Source organism: Parasphingomonas puruogangriensis (genome assembly GCF_036663635.1).
Taxonomy (GTDB): domain Bacteria; phylum Pseudomonadota; class Alphaproteobacteria; order Sphingomonadales; family Sphingomonadaceae; genus Sphingomonas.
Map to the genome: position 1 here is coordinate 136743 of NZ_JAXOJI010000008.1, position 15370 is coordinate 152112.

Consider the following 15370-nt stretch of genomic DNA (forward strand, 5'->3'; position numbering starts at 1 on the left):
TGCCTTGAGCCTGCCTAGCCAGCTGGCCGCGATCTCTGAGGGGGTGGTCTTGTCGCGTCGGCCGAGCAGGAAGGCAGCGGGAACATCAAGCCGACGGATGGGCATGAAGGAGACGTCTGCCAGTCGGGGCCAGAGCGCTGTCACGGTGAAGGCGCTGCCCTTCGCCCATGCTTCCCGGTCTGCTGAGGTGTAGAGCGGCGACAGCTTCGTCGAGTTGAAGTAGAAATTGGCATCAGGACGCAGGCCCGCGAGTGAGCCATAGCGGTTGGCGTATTTTCGCCAGGCGTCCGCCTGCACGATGGTGAACGGCCCCTGTCAGGGTATGGCCGCAGTGCGGCGATAGCCTGCACCGCCTCATCGTCGCCGCGCTCGCGCGCGATCGCCAAGGTTTGCTGCATGCCGACCCGCTCGTTCTCGCGAAAGTCGATGAGCTGGCCCATGCCAATGTAGGCGTGAAGCAGGTCAGGTCGCACCTGTGCGACCGCAAGCCCCACCGCCGATCCGAAGCTGTGGCCGAGGACGAACACCTTGTGTTGACCCAGGCGCGCGCTGAGCTGTTCGATCAGCTCGATCGCGTCATCCCGATAGCGTTCCAGCCGCAGCGTCGGGGCGATGGTTGCAGGGTCGTTGAGCGGGTAGGAGCGTCCGGCGCCTCGTTGGTCCCACTGGACGACCGTGAAGAAATCCTCCCACGGATGCTGGAAGCTCCACGCCATCGGCATCTCGACCGAACCTGGACCGCCATGGATGTAGAGCAGGATCGGATTCGCGCGATCGGCCCCGCGGATGTTCACCACTTGCCTTGCGCCGCCCAGTTCGAGAACCAAAGTTTCGTCAATGCCGTTCGGCGTCACGATCCTCTGGACGTCGGCGATGATTGCGCGGGCTGGCGCGAATTCTTCAGGCGCCGCGGGCAAAGCCGCTGCCTTTTGCGCGTGGGCGGGCTGGAACAGTGAGGCAGCAAGCAATAGCACTGCGGCGAGTATCCGGATCGTGGCCATGCCCTTACCCTTCGTTAGCTGACCGTCGCCCACTAGATTATCGTATGTATCGTGTGGACTGCATCGATGAGTCAACGAACTGCGGCACCGATCGGCACATGAACCAACGGCTGGTTCAGGGAGCTGCATTGATGGCATCTTCGTCTGGTCTTGGGTCAGATCGCCGAAAAAGCATCTAGCTTGGACCTTATCGCGGGTCAGCTTCGGCGCAATCCGGCATGACCAGGTTTGGGTTCCAAGACGTGCAGAGTGCCGCGCTGAGTTTCACACCAGCCCCGTGTTGCCACTTGGTCCAGCATCCTACGATTAACGCGCCCCTCGTCGATGAGCCGAATGCGCCATCGGCCGGCGATCCTTTGCGCGTCAGCGACATTGATCGCACCGCCAACCGCCTCGAGCCAGAACGCATCTGCCGCGATCGGCGATGGCGTGCGGCGGACGCTACTTCGTATCTCGCTGGCGACCTGATCGGCGATCGGGCCGAGCACGACTTGGAACGCGTGCCCCCCTGGCCGGAAGACGCCACGCGCACCGAGCGCCTTCAGCGACGGTTCGTCGACCGCCGCGACATCGACCAGTTCGAGGCGCAGCCGAGTGGTGCAGGCGTCGATCGTGCGCAGATTGCCGCCGCCGCCGAGGGCGGTGATGAAGCGGGAGGCTCGATCGCCGGGTGTGCCTGCCTCCATGGCTACGGGCACCGCCTCAGTGTCGCGCCCCGGCGTTTTGAGCTCGAACCTGACGATGCAATAATGGAACGCTGCGTAATAGATCGCGAAATAGGCTGCGCCGACCGGCAGCAGCAGCAGCGGGCGCGTCGCCAGCCCGTAATTGAGCACGTAATCGAACAGGCCGGCGGAGAAGCCGAAGCCGAGCCTGACGCCCAGCGCATCCATGATCACCATCGCCAGGCCGGTGAGCACCGCGTGCACCGCGTACAGCACCGGCGCGAGGAACATGAAGGTGAACTCGATCGGCTCGGTGACGCCGGTCAGCAGCGAGGTAAGCGCAAGGCTGAGCAGCATGCCGCCGACCGCCTTGCGCCGTTCCGGCAGCGCGGTGCGATACATCGCTAGGCAGGCGGCGGGCAGGCCGAACATCATCACCGGGAAGAAGCCGCTCATGAACGCGCCGGCACTGGGATCACCGGCGAAGAAGCGTTTGAGATCGCCGGTCGCGCCGTTGAAGTCGCCGAGGATGAACCAGGCGATATTGTTAAGGATATGGTGAAGCCCCGTGACGATCAGCAGGCGGTTGAGCAGGCCATAGAGGAACAGGCCGACCGGCCCGGCGCCGACCACCCAGCGGCTCAGCGTATCGATTGCCGCCTCGAGCGCGGGAAAGCCGAGCCCGAAGATCGCTGCGCCGATCAGCCCTGCAAAGCCGGCGGCGATCGGCACGAAGCGGCGGCCGCCAAAAAAAGCGAGATAATCGGGCAGCTTGATCGTGGCATAGCGATTGTAAAGCCAGCCCGAGATGAGCCCCGAGAGGATGCCGGCAGGCACGCTCAGCTTGCCGAGTTCCTTTGCTTTCCACGCGACAGTGGCGAGGGTCTGCGCCGCCTGATCAGCGAATGGGGCGGCGACGCCCGGCGGTACGGCCAGCAGTGCCTTGCCGCCCTCGATCGTCACGAGATAGGCGATCGCGCCCGCAAGCCCCGCCGCGCCGTTATTCTCGCGCGCCAGCCCGACCGCGACGCCGATCGCAAAGATCAGCCCGAGATTGGCAAAGATCGCTTCGCCCGCCGCGGCGATGAAGGTGACGTCCAGCAGATCCGGCTGGCCGAGCCGCAGCAGCAGCCCGGCGACCGGCAGTACGGCGATCGGCAGCATCAGCGCGCGGCCGAGCGGCTGGAGGGCATCGAAGCGCAGGCGCATCACACGGTCTCCAGCAAGGCGCGAACGTCGGCGGCAGTAGCGCAGGCGAGCGCGCGGGCGGCGAGCGCCTGGCACGCAGGCAGGTCGTGCCGGCGCACCACGGCCTTGAGCGCGGGAATGGCGGCGGACGTGGCCGACAATTCGGTGATGCCGAGCCCGATCAGGATTGGCGCCGCGCGCGGATCGGACGCGATGCCACCGCATATGCCAAGCCAGCGGCGATGTGCGCGGGCGCCGTCCGCAGCGCGGGCAATGAGGTGCAGCACGGCAGGGTGGAGCGCATCGACCATCGCCGCGACCGCCGGATTGCCGCGATCGGCGGCGAGCGCATATTGCGTGAGATCGTTGCTGCCGATCGATAGGAAGTCGGCGTCACGCGCAATGCTTTCGGCAAGCAGCGCCGCGGCGGGGGTCTCGATCATCACGCCGAGCGGCACCGGGGCGACGATGCCGAGCGCGACGCGTGCCTCGTCGAGGATCGTGCGGGCGGCGGCGAGTTCGCCGGCATCGACGATCATCGGCAGCATGATGCGGCATTGCGCCGCGGGCACGCCGCGCAAGATCGCGCGCACCTGCGTGGCGAGCAGATCGGGGCGCGCCAGCGAAAAGCGGATGCCGCGTGCGCCGAGCGCCGGATTGTCCTCATGGGGGAAGGGCAGATAGGCGACCGGCTTGTCGCCGCCGATATCGAGCGTGCGCACGATCAGCGGGCGTCCGCCGAGCCCGGCGGCGACTGCGGCATAGGCGGCACATTGCTCGTCTTCGGAGGGCGCGGTGTCGCGGTCGAGGAACAGGAATTCGCTGCGCAGCAGGCCGCAGCCCTCGGCACCAAGCGCCACGGCGTGCGTCGCCTCGGTGGGGCTGGCGAGGTTGGCGAAGATCTCTATCCGCGTGCCGTCCGCCATCACGCAATCGTCGTGCGCGGCGGCGGTGTCGGTAGTGATGCGGTCGCGCCGGCGCGCCATCCGCTTGGTCGTCATCGCCAACGTGCCTACGTCCGGCGACGGATTCAGCGTGCCCTTGTCGGCATCGAGGATAACCGGTGACGCATCGGTAAGATCGAGCACGTCCGCCCCCGCAGCGACGATCATCGGAATGCCGGCCGCGGCGGCGAGGATCGCGGCGTGTGCCGTAGGTCCACCGTACGCGGTGCAGATGCCGGCGATTCCCGCGCTGGAAAGAATAGCGAAGTGGGAAGGCAGTATCTCATCGGCAATTACGATCGCGCCGCGGGGCGGGGTGGGCAGGCTGGCCTCGGTACCGGTAAGCCGCGCGATCAATTGGCGTTCGATGTCCTTCAAATCCGCAATACGCTCGATCAGTAGCGGATCGCGCGTGGCGAGGATCGCCGCGGCATGATCGGTGGTCGTAGCGCGCCAAGCGAAGGCGGCGCTCTTGCCGTCCGCAATATACCGCCCGGCGGCGGCGAGCAGTTCGGGATCGTCGAGCAAGGCGTGGTGCGCGGCGGCGATGTCACCGTGGGGCGTTATGGCTAGCAGGGCTTTGCGGGCGGCGGCGAGGTGGGCGGTCTCGGTTGCGACATCGGCGGCGTGCTCGGCCACTTGGATATCGGTGGCGCGCCATTGGAACACCGCACCGATAGCAAGTCCGGGCGCGGCGCGGACGCCGAGGACCAGGCCGTCAAGTGATGCGGTCGCCTGCGGTGTAGCGGCGGCCTGCGCGGTTTCTTCGATGCCGTGTTCGATCAGTGTCGCGACCGCGGTAACGGCGGCGCGCGCGTCGGGGCCGTGCGCGACGATCTCAATCTCGTCGTTATGCGCGATGCCGGCGGCGAGCAACGCGACGATGCTGCGCGCATTGGTGGGCTTGCCGTGCGCGGTGATCGTGACCTCGGCGGCGAACGGCTTGAGCGTGGCGACGATGCGCGCGGCGGGGCGGGCGTGGACGCCGTTCGCAAGAGGGACGCGGAGGCTGATCCGGGCGGTATCGTGGGCCACTCCTTCGTCACCCCGGACTTGTTCCGGGGGCCACGGTGCCGCTGAATCTGCCGGCGTTGTGGTTGCGTCCAGATGGACCGCGGCACAAGTCCGGGGCGACGATTGGGGAGGGGGCGGTGCGCAATCTGCGCGCGCTTCGATCTCGGCAAGCATGTCGCCGCTCGCTACGCGCCGACCAAGCTCGAGCGGCCGCAGCGCAAACCCTTCGTTCATCACCGTAATCGGCGTCACCAGGCTTTTGGCACGCAACGCCACGGCATCGAGATCGACCTCGAGCAACGGCTGACCGAGCACGACCACGTCACCGTCGCGCACCTCGGCGGTGAAGCCCGCGCCCGCCAGCGCGACCGTCTCCAGGCCGACATGGATCAGCAGTTCGGCACCATTCGCCAGTCTTAGTGTCACCGAATGCCGCGTCGGCGCTACGGCTATCACCGTCGCGTCGCACGGCGCGCGGATTGTGCCATCAAGTGGGTCGATCGCGAAACCGTCGCCCATCATGCGTTCGGCGAACACCGGGTCGGGCACCGCGTCGAGCGGCATCGCCCAGCCGGCCATCGGCGCATGTAACACGATCACGAGGCGGTCACCAATTGCACGCCGCTCAGCGCCCACAGCGGGTCCACGCCTGTCGCAGTATAGGTGATGCACAGATCATGCGCGCCGGTCAGCGGCGGAAGGGCAGCGCTGAGTGTGGTGACACCCGCGCGGCGCACCGCCGGCGCAAGCGGCAGCACGGCGAGGCGCGGGCCGGCGCAGCCGTCGCGCACTTCGACTTCGCCGGCCGGCGTGGCGGGGGGGCGGAAGACGATATTGTCCTTGTCGCGCCCGATCTGGAAGTTGAACGGCAGCTGCCCGACACTGATCTCGATGCGGCGCACGCCGTCCATCGGCGCGGCCTGATAGATCCAGCACGGATTGGCGATGTCGATCAGGAACGCCGCGCGCGGCTCGCGCGCGGGCGCGTCGTCGGCGAGGCGCAGCGGGATGCCCTGCGTGCAGAGCTTGAGCTCGGTATCGTCGCGGTGGCGCAGCGCGTCGGGCGTGAGGCGCAGGTCGATCGCGCCGGGTAGCGTGGCACGGTCCAGCACGCTGGCGGCGCGCAGGCGCGTTCCGGTCGGCAGCGTCAGCGGCGCGCTGTAAAGCGGCGCGGCCGGGCCGGGCGGCGTGCCGTCGATCGTGTAATGCACCGGCACGGCGGATTGCGTCGACAGCTTAACACCGGCCTGGCCATCGATCGGCGCAAGCGTGACGATCGGTCGGAATAGCGCCGCACTAGGCGTGATCCCCAGCGCGGTCAGCCGCGCCATTTGTGGCGCGAGACGGCGCACGAAATCGCCGAAGTCATGCGTCGCGGCGGGCGACCAGCCCAACTCGGCGATCGCCGCAGCGCGCGGGAAGGCGGCGGCGGCGACAAGGTCCTCGCGGCGCAGATGCTCGGTCCACACATTGCCCTGCAGCCCGAGGATATGGCGCTGCTGCGCCGCCGGGATCGTCGCCGGCGCGGGATCGAAGGCATAGACGTCGGCCAGCGGCACCCACGCGCCGTGCGAGGTCCCTTCCGCCGCGGCGAGGCCCTGGCGGTTGTTGAGGTACAAGGTCGGCGCGGGGGTCAGCACGGCGTCGTGACCGGCCTTGGCGGCGGCGATCGCGCCGTCCAGCCCCCGCCACGACATCACCGTGGCATCGGCCATGATGCCGCCGTCGAGGATCTCGTCCCAGCCGATCAGCTTGCGGCCGTGCGCGGCGAGATAGCGACCGATGCGCTGGATGAACCAGCTCTGCAACCTGTCCTCGGAGGCGATGCCGAGCGCCTTCATCTGTGCCTGGATCTTGGGCGAGGCTTTCCACTGATCCTTCACCGCTTCGTCCCCGCCGACATGGACATAGGCGGAGGGAAACAGCGCGATCACCTCGTCGAGCACGTCTTCCAGGAAACGGAACGTTGCCTCGTCGGTATTGTAGAGCCAGGGGAACACGCCCCAGTCGCTTTCCGTGCCCTTGGGCCAGGGCACGCCCATGCCGAGCGCGGGGTAAGCGCGGATCGCGGCGAGCGCGTGGCCCGGCATCTCGATCTCGGGCACGATGGTGATGCCGCGCTGGGCGGCATAGGCAACGATGTCGCGGATCTCGCCTTGCTTGTAGAACCCGCCGGTACGCGGCAGCGGCGGCGCCCCGGGGGCGGTGGCGGGCTGGCGCCAGCCGCTGATGCTGGTGAGCTTCGGATATTTCTTGATCTCGATCCGCCAGCCCTGATCGTCGACCAGATGCCAATGCAGCGTGTTGAGCTTGTTCGCCGCCATCGCGTCGATCAGCCGTTTGACGAGGGCGGGAGACTGGAAGTGTCGCGCGCTGTCGAGCATCAGCCCGCGCCATTTGAAGCGCGGGGCATCGTTGACAGTGACGGCAGGGACAATGCCAGTCGTCCCGGCGAGCTGCCACAGGCTGACCGCGCCGTAGAACAATCCGGCATCGTCGCTGGCGGAGATCGTCGCGCCATTGGCGTCCGTTACCAGGCGATAGGCTTCGGCGGAGAGGCCGGGGACGCGCTGGAAGCGGATCTTGCCGCTGGGGGTGACGGCCAATTTGGGGCCGCCGGTCTTGCCCAGCAGCTCGGCCAGCCGCTCGGCCGCATTGTCAGCGCCCGCATCGTTCGCCGGCACCGACATGCCAGCGCCCTCAAGCCGAAAACTGCCGTCACCCTTCACCATCGATTGCGGCGCGGGAAGCAAGCTTTGCGCGGTGGCGGTGCCGATCGTCAGGAGGCTGGTCAGCGCGAGGAGTGGGTAACGTACAAACCGGATGCGCGGCACGGCAGATCCTTCACGTCGACGGGCCGGCGGACCGGCCCGTCCTTGCTATCAGAAGCGCAGGCGCGCGCCGACATAGTATTGCCGGCCATTGTCGTAGATCGCGCGGAAGCGATCCTCGCTGCCGGAATATTGCTCGATCTTGGCATTGGTCAAATTTACCGCATCGGCGGTGAGCGAGATATTGTCGGTGACCTTGATGCTGGCCGAGGCATCGAGCGATTCGGTCGCCTTCTGGTTGAGCGGCGCGGCGCGATCGATGTTGATGAAGAATTTCGAGCGATAATTGTACGACAGGCGAACCGAGGCGAAATCGTTCTCGTAATAGCCGGTCAGGTTAATCGCGTGCTTGGAATTGCCCGGGATCGGATCGCCGGCATCCGACTTGGCGTCCGAGTAAGTGTAATTGACGATCGCGCCAAAGCCGTAGGCGATCGGCCGCGACACCTGGAACTCCGCGCCCTTGTTGGTGCCGCCCGACCCGTTCGAGCGGCGGTTGATGTCGAACAGGCAATCGAACAGCAAATTGCCCGGTGTTGATCCCGCCGATGGCGTGCATCGCGAGGCGTTGGGGTTGGTCGAATTCTGCACCGGATAGCGTTCCTGCACCGTGCGATTGACGATGTAGGACGAGATATCCTTGTAGTAGAGCGCGGCGGCGACGATCGTGTCGCGATCGGGATACCATTCGATCGACGCGTCGTAATTGTTGCTGCGATAGGGATTGACCGAGGGATCGCCGCCATCGCCGGTGAGCGAACCGGGGTTGAGCGACACGCGCGGCACGATGTCGGTATAATCCGGCCGCGCGACGCTGCGGCTGGCGCCGAAACGCAGCACCACGTTGGGCGTCACGTCGACGCTGATGTTCGCGCTCGGCAGGAAATCGGTATAGCTGCGCTTGACCTGCACCGGCACGTACACGCCGAACGCGTTGGTCGTTACAGCGCCGGGGGTCGAGGCGGGCACGCCGAGCAGATTGCCGCGTGAATCCTGATCGGTGCGGATCACGCGCAGGCCGAAATTGGCGTTCCAGCCGTCTTCCTTGCCGCCCAGCTTGGCCATCGCATAGCCGCCATAGGTTTTCTCGTTGATCGAATAGTTTTCCGGCGGATTGATGATCCGCTCACGAGCCGAGGCGGGCAGGCCGTTCAGGATATTCTGCAGCTTGGTGCGATCGACCTGGAAGAAATTGGTCAGCGTGCCGGGTAGCGCGACCCCGTCGAGGAAGTCGTCGGGCGTACCGCCGCCGGCGAAATCGTCCGAGGTGCACGGGCGTCCGCCACACCCGGAGCCGACCAGGTTGAGATAGAAGGCGCCGTAGGTGGTGGCGAGGAAGCGCGTGACGCGATCGTGATCGGTGAACTTGCCGCCGATCTTGATCGCGTGCAGCGGGCCCCACTCCACCTCATGCTCGTAATCGGCATAGGCGTATTTCTCTTCGTCCTTGTTGGTGATCTTGTGGAGCGAGGCGAAGTCGAGGATCAGGTCGGCAGGTTTGGTCGGGTCGATGCCGATGAAGCTGACCTGCGGCACGTCGCCCGAAATGTCGAACGTGAACCCGCCGGGGGCGGCGCCTTCGTAGAAGGGCTGCGACTCCGTATTGCCGTTGGCCTTGGTATAGCCGATCTTGAGATGCAGCGTGCCGGCATCGCTCGGGTGCCAGATCAGGTCGGCGTCGCCCGACAGCGTCTTGGCATAAGCGGTGCGATCGATCGCATCGTACACCGCGGCGCGGCTGGTGGCAGGCGAAGTGACGGTGCCCGACACGACCGTGCCGTTGCGCACCACCGGGTTGGTCAGCGTGCCGCCGTCGCCCAGCGCCTTCGATCCCCAGGCGAGATAATTCTGATTGAAATTGTTCGCGCCGAAGCGGGAATAGAGCCCGGTCAGGTTGATCTCGAGATCGTCCGACGGGCGGAACTGCAACGCGATATTGCCGCCGTAGCGTTCGCGCTCCTGCTGGAACAGCGCCGAGCCGATCAGCGAGGGGATCTGCGCGGTCTGGCCGCCGACGGTGACCGGCTGATAGCCCAGCACTTCGACGCCGTCGCGGCGGATGTCGCGCTTCTGGTACACACCGCCGACCAGGATGCCGAACGTCTCGGCATCGTTCTTCCAGCTGAACAGCCCGGAAGCCTGCGGATCGAACGAGTCGCGTTTTTCGGAATAGACGCCCTGCACCGAGGCCGAGACGGTGAACGGCTTCAGGTCGAGCGGGTTGCGCGTGTGGACGTTGATCGTGCCGCCGATCCCGCCTTCCTCGACATCCGCCTGGCCCGACTTGTAGACGTCGAGCTGCCCGACGATTTCGGCGGGGAGGGTGAGATAGTTGAAGCTGCGCGTCGCGGCGAGCTGTTCGAGGATGAACCAGTCGGCGGTGGCAATGGCATGGCCGTTGACCAGCGTCTTGGTGAGGTTGGGCGCGGTGCCGCGGAGCGAGACGCGCTCGCCCTCGCCGAATTCGCGGTTGATCACCACGCCCGGCACGCGCTGTAGCGCCTCGGCGACGTTCTTGTCGGGAAACTTGCCGATGTCCTCGGCGGAAATGATGTCGGCGATGACGCTGGAATTGCGCTTGGCGTCGACCGACTGGCGCAGCGAGCCGCGGATGCCGGTGACGATGATGTCGTCGTCGCTACCGGTATCGCTGGGCCCAGGCTGGACGGCGCCCGACGGCACGCTGTTGGAGGGGGCCGTGTCGCTCTGCGCGTGCGCGGTGGCGGCCAAGGCGAACGAACTTACGGATGCAGCCAGAAGTCGTAATACGGTCATTGCCGATCTCCCCATTGTCCCTGATTGATCCGGCAAATTCGTTATGACCAATGCCAGACCAATGTTAAGAACATGTTTCATACCAATGACACCGTCAAGCATCTATTTTGCTATCTTTTCACGTCAGAAACACTTTCCTATGGAAATAGGTATTTCATTGGTACTATACGTCTCCCCAACGGTAGAACGATGCGAACGGGTCGCGATCGAACGGGGGTGCGCCGATGACCAATCTGGCCGACAAGATCGGCGCCCTGGGCGATAACGGTCGTGCGCCGCTGTATCAGCAGATGCAGGATGCGCTGCGCCGCGGGATCGAGACCGGGGCGCTCAGGCCACAGGAGGCGCTGCCACCGGAGCGCGATATCGCCAGCGAATTCGGCATCTCGCGCATCACCGTGCGCAAGGCGATCGACGGTCTGGTCGCCAACGGCATGCTGACGCGGCGGCAGGGCGCGGGCACGTTCGTCGGCGGGCGGGTCGAGAAGCAATTCTCCAAGCTGACGTCTTTTTCCGAGGACATGGCGGCGCGCGGCCGCACCGCGCGCAGCGAATGGATCACGCAGACGGACGGCACGGTCAATTCCGACGAATCGCTGACGCTGGGCCTGAGCCCGGGCTCGCGCGTGTTCCGCTTCCACCGCATCCGCTATGCCGACGAACAGCCGATGGCGCTGGAATATTCCACCGTGCCTGGCTTCGGCCTGCCCGGGCTCGAGGTGGTCGGCGTGTCGCTGTATGCAGCGCTGGAAGCGGCTGGGCATCGCCCGGTGCGCGCCTTGCAGCGGCTGCGTGCGGTGCTGTTCACCCCTGAACAGGCCAAGTTGCTCGGCATCGAAGCCGGCGCGCCGGGGCTGTTCATCGAACGCCGCGGTTTCCTGGAGGATGGGCGCGCGATCGAGACCACGCACAGCTGGTATCGCGGCGACGCTTATGATTTCGTCGCCGAACTGAACGCGTCGGCATGAGCGTCGCGCCAGAATCGACGCTGATGTTCGCCGAGGCGGCCGAGGCCGGCGCGGTCGTGGTGCGACAGCGCGCGGCGAATGCCGCGGTGGTGGCGACACTGGCGCGCCGCTTGCGCGAGCAACCGCCGCGCGCCGTATCGACGATCGCGCGCGGCAGCTCCGATCATGCCGCGACGTTCGCCAAATATCTGATCGAAACGGTGATCGGCTTGCCTGTCGGCTCCACCGCGCCGTCGGTCAGCTCGGTCTATCACGCGGCATCGCGCGCCGAGGACACGCTGATGATCGCGATCTCGCAATCCGGCCGCAGCCCCGATCTGCTGAGCGCGGTCGAGGCCGGGCGCGCCGGCGGGGCGTATCTCACCGCTCTGGTCAACGACGCCGCTTCGCCGCTCGCGGCGATCGCCGATGTCGCGCTGCCGCTGCACGCCGGTGCCGAACGCAGCGTCGCCGCGACCAAGAGCTATATCGCGTCGCTCGCCGCGATCCTCGATCTGGTCGCCGTCTGGTCCGGCGACGCCGCACTGCCCGCGGCGCTGGACGACGCGCCGGCATTGCTGAGCAGATCGTGGGAACGGGATTGGACGCCGCTGGTCGATGGCTTGGCCGATGCGCGCGGCCTCTATGTCATCGGTCGCGGGCTCGGCCTCGGCATCGCGCAGGAAGCAGCACTGAAGTTCAAGGAAACCTGCGGGCTGCATGCCGAGGCGTTCAGCGCCGCCGAGGTCCGCCACGGCCCGATGGCGCTGATCGGCCCGGATTTCCCGCTGCTGGTGTTCCGGCAGGACGACGAGACCGGCGCGGGCGTCGATGCTTTGGTCGCCGCGGCACTGGCGCAGGGCGGCACGGTCTATTGCGCGGGCGCGGCGCTGCCCGGTGCGATTACGCTGCCGACGATCGCCGCACCGGCGGCGATCCAGCCGATGCTGCAGATCCAGTCCTTCTACCGCGCGGTCAACGCGCTATCCATGGCGCGCGGCTTCGATCCGGATTCGCCGCCCAATCTGCGTAAAGTGACCGAAACCCTCTGATGCCCATCGCTCTCTTCAATGCGCGCACGCTGATCGACGATACGCTGGTCGACGGCCGCGCCGTGATCATCGAACGCGGAACGATCGTCGCCGTGGTGCCCGATACCGACATTCCCGCCGATGCCGAACGGCACGACCTGAACGGCGACATTCTCGCTCCAGGCTTCATCGACTCGCAGGTCAATGGCGGCGGCGGCGTGTTGTTCAACGATGCACCGACGGTCGAGACGATCGCGACGATCGGTGCGGCGCACCGGCGCTACGGCACCACCGGCTTCTTGCCGACGCTGATCAGCGACGATCTCGCCACCGTCCGCGCCGGCGTCGCGGCGGTCGACGCGGCGATCGCCGCCGGCGTGCCCGGGGTGCTCGGCATCCATATCGAGGGGCCGTTCCTCAACGTCGATCGCAAGGGCATCCACGATCCCGACAAGATCATCACGCTGGACGATGTGGGATTCGCGGCGATCACCGGGCTCAGGCACGGCGTGACGTTAGTGACGCTGGCGCCGGAGCGCACCACGCCTGCGATGGTCGCGCGGCTGACGCAGTCCGGCGTGATCGTCGCGGCCGGCCATACCGACGGCAGCTATGACGAGATCGGCGCGGCGTTGGCAGCAGGAATGAGCGGCTTCACGCACCTGTTCAACGCGATGTCGCCGCTGACCTCGCGCGAGCCCGGCGCGGTCGGCGCGGCGCTCGATGCCAGGGCGTGGTGCGGACTGATCGTCGACGGCCGGCACGTCCATCCGGCGACCTTGCGGATCGCCGCGATGGCCAATCCCGATCGCCTGATGCTGGTCACCGATGCGATGCCCAGCGTCGGGCAGGTCGACAAGAGCTTCATGCTGCAGGGCCATTACGTGCAGGTGATCGATGGCGTGTGCATCAACGACGATGGCACGCTCGCCGGCTCCGACCTCGATATGGCCGCCGCCGTACGCAACGCGCAGTCCATGATGGGGGTCACGCAAGCGACAGCCTTGACGATGGCGTGCCGCAATCCGGCCCGCTTTCTTGGGTTGGATCGCCAGATCGGTTGGATAGCTGCCGGCTTCAGAGCTGATTTGGTGGTGTTGACGGAGGACGGCCACGTGCGATCGAGCTGGATCGAGGGCGTGGCTTCTACTTAGAATCGGCATGGCGTGGAATCTGAACAAATCGTGGGACGCGCTAGCCATATGATTCCGGCTTTAGATTGTTTGTTATAGCTTTGGTCGTGCTCGGGTCGATTGCTTCGGGCCGGATGGTCGTGGAGCAGAGCTGTCGGTAAACTGCGAGAATGGGCTTCCTCAAACCGCGCTGTGTGACATGAACAAGCGGCTGGTTTGTGGAAGCGGGAAGGGTAGCCTAATGTCGGCTTTTGGGTCATATTGCGCTCGACGCCCTGCTAGGGATGTCGCGCGCTTAGTCGCCGCGGCAGCACCAGCGATCGGATATGTCGCCCATCGGGAACTTACCCCGTCTTTCGGCCGTCTCTCCGGTAGTGTGAGGGGAAGTCATGCAGCGTAAGTTCGAGTGTATGGTCAGGGGCGGCGTTGCGGCGTTGCTTACGTTGTGTACTCCTGCGATCGCCCAACTGCCGTCAACCAGCTTGCCGGTATTTATTACCGATCAGCGGGTGCTAGTTGGCCGCTACCATTACGAAGAGAAAAGCGACAACTTCAAGATCGACGTGCACCTGAACGCCGATCACACTGCGCTGTATCGGATTACGACCGGCCCCGCCGATAGCGACTTCATCAAGGCGGAAGGCTTCTGGACTGTCGAGGGCGATGTCATACACATTCACAACCGGCCCAGCCCCGCCCGGTTGGACTCTGGCGGTTCTCCGACGCTTGATCCCACGGTCGCTATCTCGGTAACCGCGACTAATGCCGACGGCACGCCGGCAGAGGGGTTGGGCGTCACGTGGCCGGACGCGTCGGGGCTATACGCAATGAGCGATGGCCGCCATGCTAATCGGGCTGCCGAGAAGGTGCCGCGTAGAAAGGTCTCGATCGTGCGTCTTGCTGACCGAACAGTGTTGGCGACGTTCGACTTCGATCCACGGACTGCGAACAGCTTCCGGTTCACTTATCATCCGAGTGACGTGGAGCCTTTCGACATCCCCGCGATCGCGCTGGACTCGCGCGCGCAAACGCTGGAGGTCGAAGTTGGTACCGCTTCTGCCAAGTTGCAGCGCGTGGCCGGTTAGGGAACGCCGCGAGCCGGTTACATGTCACTGGCATGTCGCCCGGCCGTCAGCGCTGAGAATTCGTAGGTTCGTAGATCCTTAGAAACCGTCATACATGAATGGGCGTCCGCTTTTAGGAAGCGAGTCCATGTCCCTGAGCGTCCACTATTGGGTCCTTGTCGCTGTTGCGTGAGTCGCTCCGATCGCCAGCATCCTCAGCCCGGCGGCTTATTTAACCGTCTGGTCGCGCGCGACGGTAAGATAAGCAGATAAAGCAACCTGCCCATTTTATTAGCGGTTCCGCGTCACCAGCTGCGCTTGTATAGGCGCGATCGCTTTCGCATAAATCGCGGCGGACGGGCCAAGTTTGTCGAAGATCGCGACCGCCTCGTTCAGGGCGATCTTGCTTGTGGCGAAGTTGCCGCGCTTAAGCTCCAGCTTCGCCACGACTAGCAGTTGCAGCGCGTTGGGCAAGCCGGACGGCCCGGCAGTAACGATCCCCCGGGCATTGTCAGACCAAATGCACCGCTGATTTCCTATTTGGTTAGAGCGGCAAGTTGGTCCGCCTCGTGGTCGATTTGATCTGCTAAAGGCCCGGCTATGTTCTCACTGTGGCGCAGGCTTCGGGGCAAGGTTACGGCCGGTCGTCGTCCAAACGAACCAGATTCTGGTTAGTCTGACAATACCCTTTGGTGCACTGGCCGCAATCCATTGCCCTTCTCCGTTGCAGTGGCACGGGAGCGCACGACCGCGCGAGAACGACACAGGTAACGCTAC

The 15370-nt window shown here is 65.5% G+C and carries 10 protein-coding genes; 4 read left to right on the plus strand and 6 right to left on the minus strand.

Features of this window, described 5'->3' with window-relative positions; genetic code table 11:
• Window positions 1-140: 140 nt before the first annotated feature.
• From U1739_RS17720 to U1739_RS17740, 5 genes are all read right to left on the minus strand, one after another.
• Window positions 141-1001: an alpha/beta fold hydrolase gene (locus U1739_RS17720; RefSeq protein ID WP_332709926.1), complete on the minus strand. Its 861-nt coding sequence runs from the start codon at window positions 999-1001 to the stop codon at window positions 141-143.
• Window positions 1002-1198: 197 nt separating this feature from the next.
• Complete coding sequence (nagE, locus tag U1739_RS17725) at window positions 1199-2875, minus strand: N-acetylglucosamine-specific PTS transporter subunit IIBC (protein ID WP_332709927.1); 1677 nt, start codon at window positions 2873-2875, stop codon at window positions 1199-1201.
• Complete coding sequence (gene ptsP, locus U1739_RS17730) at window positions 2875-5412, minus strand: phosphoenolpyruvate--protein phosphotransferase (RefSeq protein WP_332709928.1); 2538 nt, start codon at window positions 5410-5412, stop codon at window positions 2875-2877. The genes nagE and ptsP overlap by 1 nt, the downstream gene beginning before the upstream one ends.
• A complete protein-coding gene (locus U1739_RS17735; protein ID WP_332709929.1) occupies window positions 5409-7646 on the minus strand; it encodes a family 20 glycosylhydrolase in 2238 nt (745 codons plus the stop codon). Before U1739_RS17735 ends, ptsP begins: the two co-directional genes overlap by 4 nt.
• 48 nt (window positions 7647-7694) lie before the next feature.
• The gene (locus U1739_RS17740) at window positions 7695-10418 is read right to left on the minus strand and encodes a TonB-dependent receptor (RefSeq protein WP_332709930.1); all 2724 of its coding nucleotides are present in this window, start codon (window positions 10416-10418) and stop codon (window positions 7695-7697) included.
• A 224-nt stretch (window positions 10419-10642) separates the two neighbouring features.
• On the opposite strand from U1739_RS17740, the gene U1739_RS17745 reads away from it, so the two are divergent.
• From U1739_RS17745 to U1739_RS17760, 4 genes are all read left to right on the plus strand, one after another.
• A complete protein-coding gene (locus tag U1739_RS17745) occupies window positions 10643-11386 on the plus strand; it encodes a GntR family transcriptional regulator (RefSeq protein WP_332709931.1) in 744 nt (247 codons plus the stop codon).
• Complete coding sequence (locus U1739_RS17750) at window positions 11383-12417, plus strand: SIS domain-containing protein (protein ID WP_332709932.1); 1035 nt, start codon at window positions 11383-11385, stop codon at window positions 12415-12417. Before U1739_RS17745 ends, U1739_RS17750 begins: the two co-directional genes overlap by 4 nt.
• Window positions 12417-13550, plus strand: coding sequence for an N-acetylglucosamine-6-phosphate deacetylase (gene nagA / locus U1739_RS17755; protein WP_332709933.1), 1134 nt, complete (start codon window positions 12417-12419; stop codon window positions 13548-13550). The genes U1739_RS17750 and nagA overlap by 1 nt, the downstream gene beginning before the upstream one ends.
• A 368-nt stretch (window positions 13551-13918) precedes the next feature.
• Entirely contained in the window at window positions 13919-14614 is a 696-nt protein-coding gene (locus tag U1739_RS17760; RefSeq protein WP_332709934.1) for a hypothetical protein, read from the plus strand.
• A 270-nt stretch (window positions 14615-14884) separates the two neighbouring features.
• On the opposite strand, the gene U1739_RS17765 is transcribed toward U1739_RS17760, so the two are convergent.
• Window positions 14885-15067, minus strand: a complete 183-nt coding sequence (locus U1739_RS17765; RefSeq protein WP_332709935.1) for a hypothetical protein — start codon at window positions 15065-15067, stop codon at window positions 14885-14887.
• Between the last annotated feature and the right edge of the window lie 303 nt (window positions 15068-15370).

Excerpts from the sequence above, each read along its gene's own strand:
- U1739_RS17750 (WP_332709932.1), top strand. The coding sequence starts at position 11,383 with ATGAGCGTCGCGCCAGAATCGACGCTGATGTTCGCCGAGGCGGCCGAG.
- U1739_RS17740 (WP_332709930.1), bottom strand. The coding sequence starts at position 10,418 with ATGACCGTATTACGACTTCTGGCTGCATCCGTAAGTTCGTTCGCCTTG.
- nagA (WP_332709933.1), top strand. The coding sequence starts at position 12,417 with ATGCCCATCGCTCTCTTCAATGCGCGCACGCTGATCGACGATACGCTG.
- U1739_RS17760 (WP_332709934.1), top strand. The coding sequence starts at position 13,919 with ATGCAGCGTAAGTTCGAGTGTATGGTCAGGGGCGGCGTTGCGGCGTTG.
- nagE (WP_332709927.1), bottom strand. The coding sequence starts at position 2,875 with ATGCGCCTGCGCTTCGATGCCCTCCAGCCGCTCGGCCGCGCGCTGATG.
- U1739_RS17745 (WP_332709931.1), top strand. The coding sequence starts at position 10,643 with ATGACCAATCTGGCCGACAAGATCGGCGCCCTGGGCGATAACGGTCGT.
- U1739_RS17720 (WP_332709926.1), bottom strand. The coding sequence starts at position 1,001 with ATGGCCACGATCCGGATACTCGCCGCAGTGCTATTGCTTGCTGCCTCA.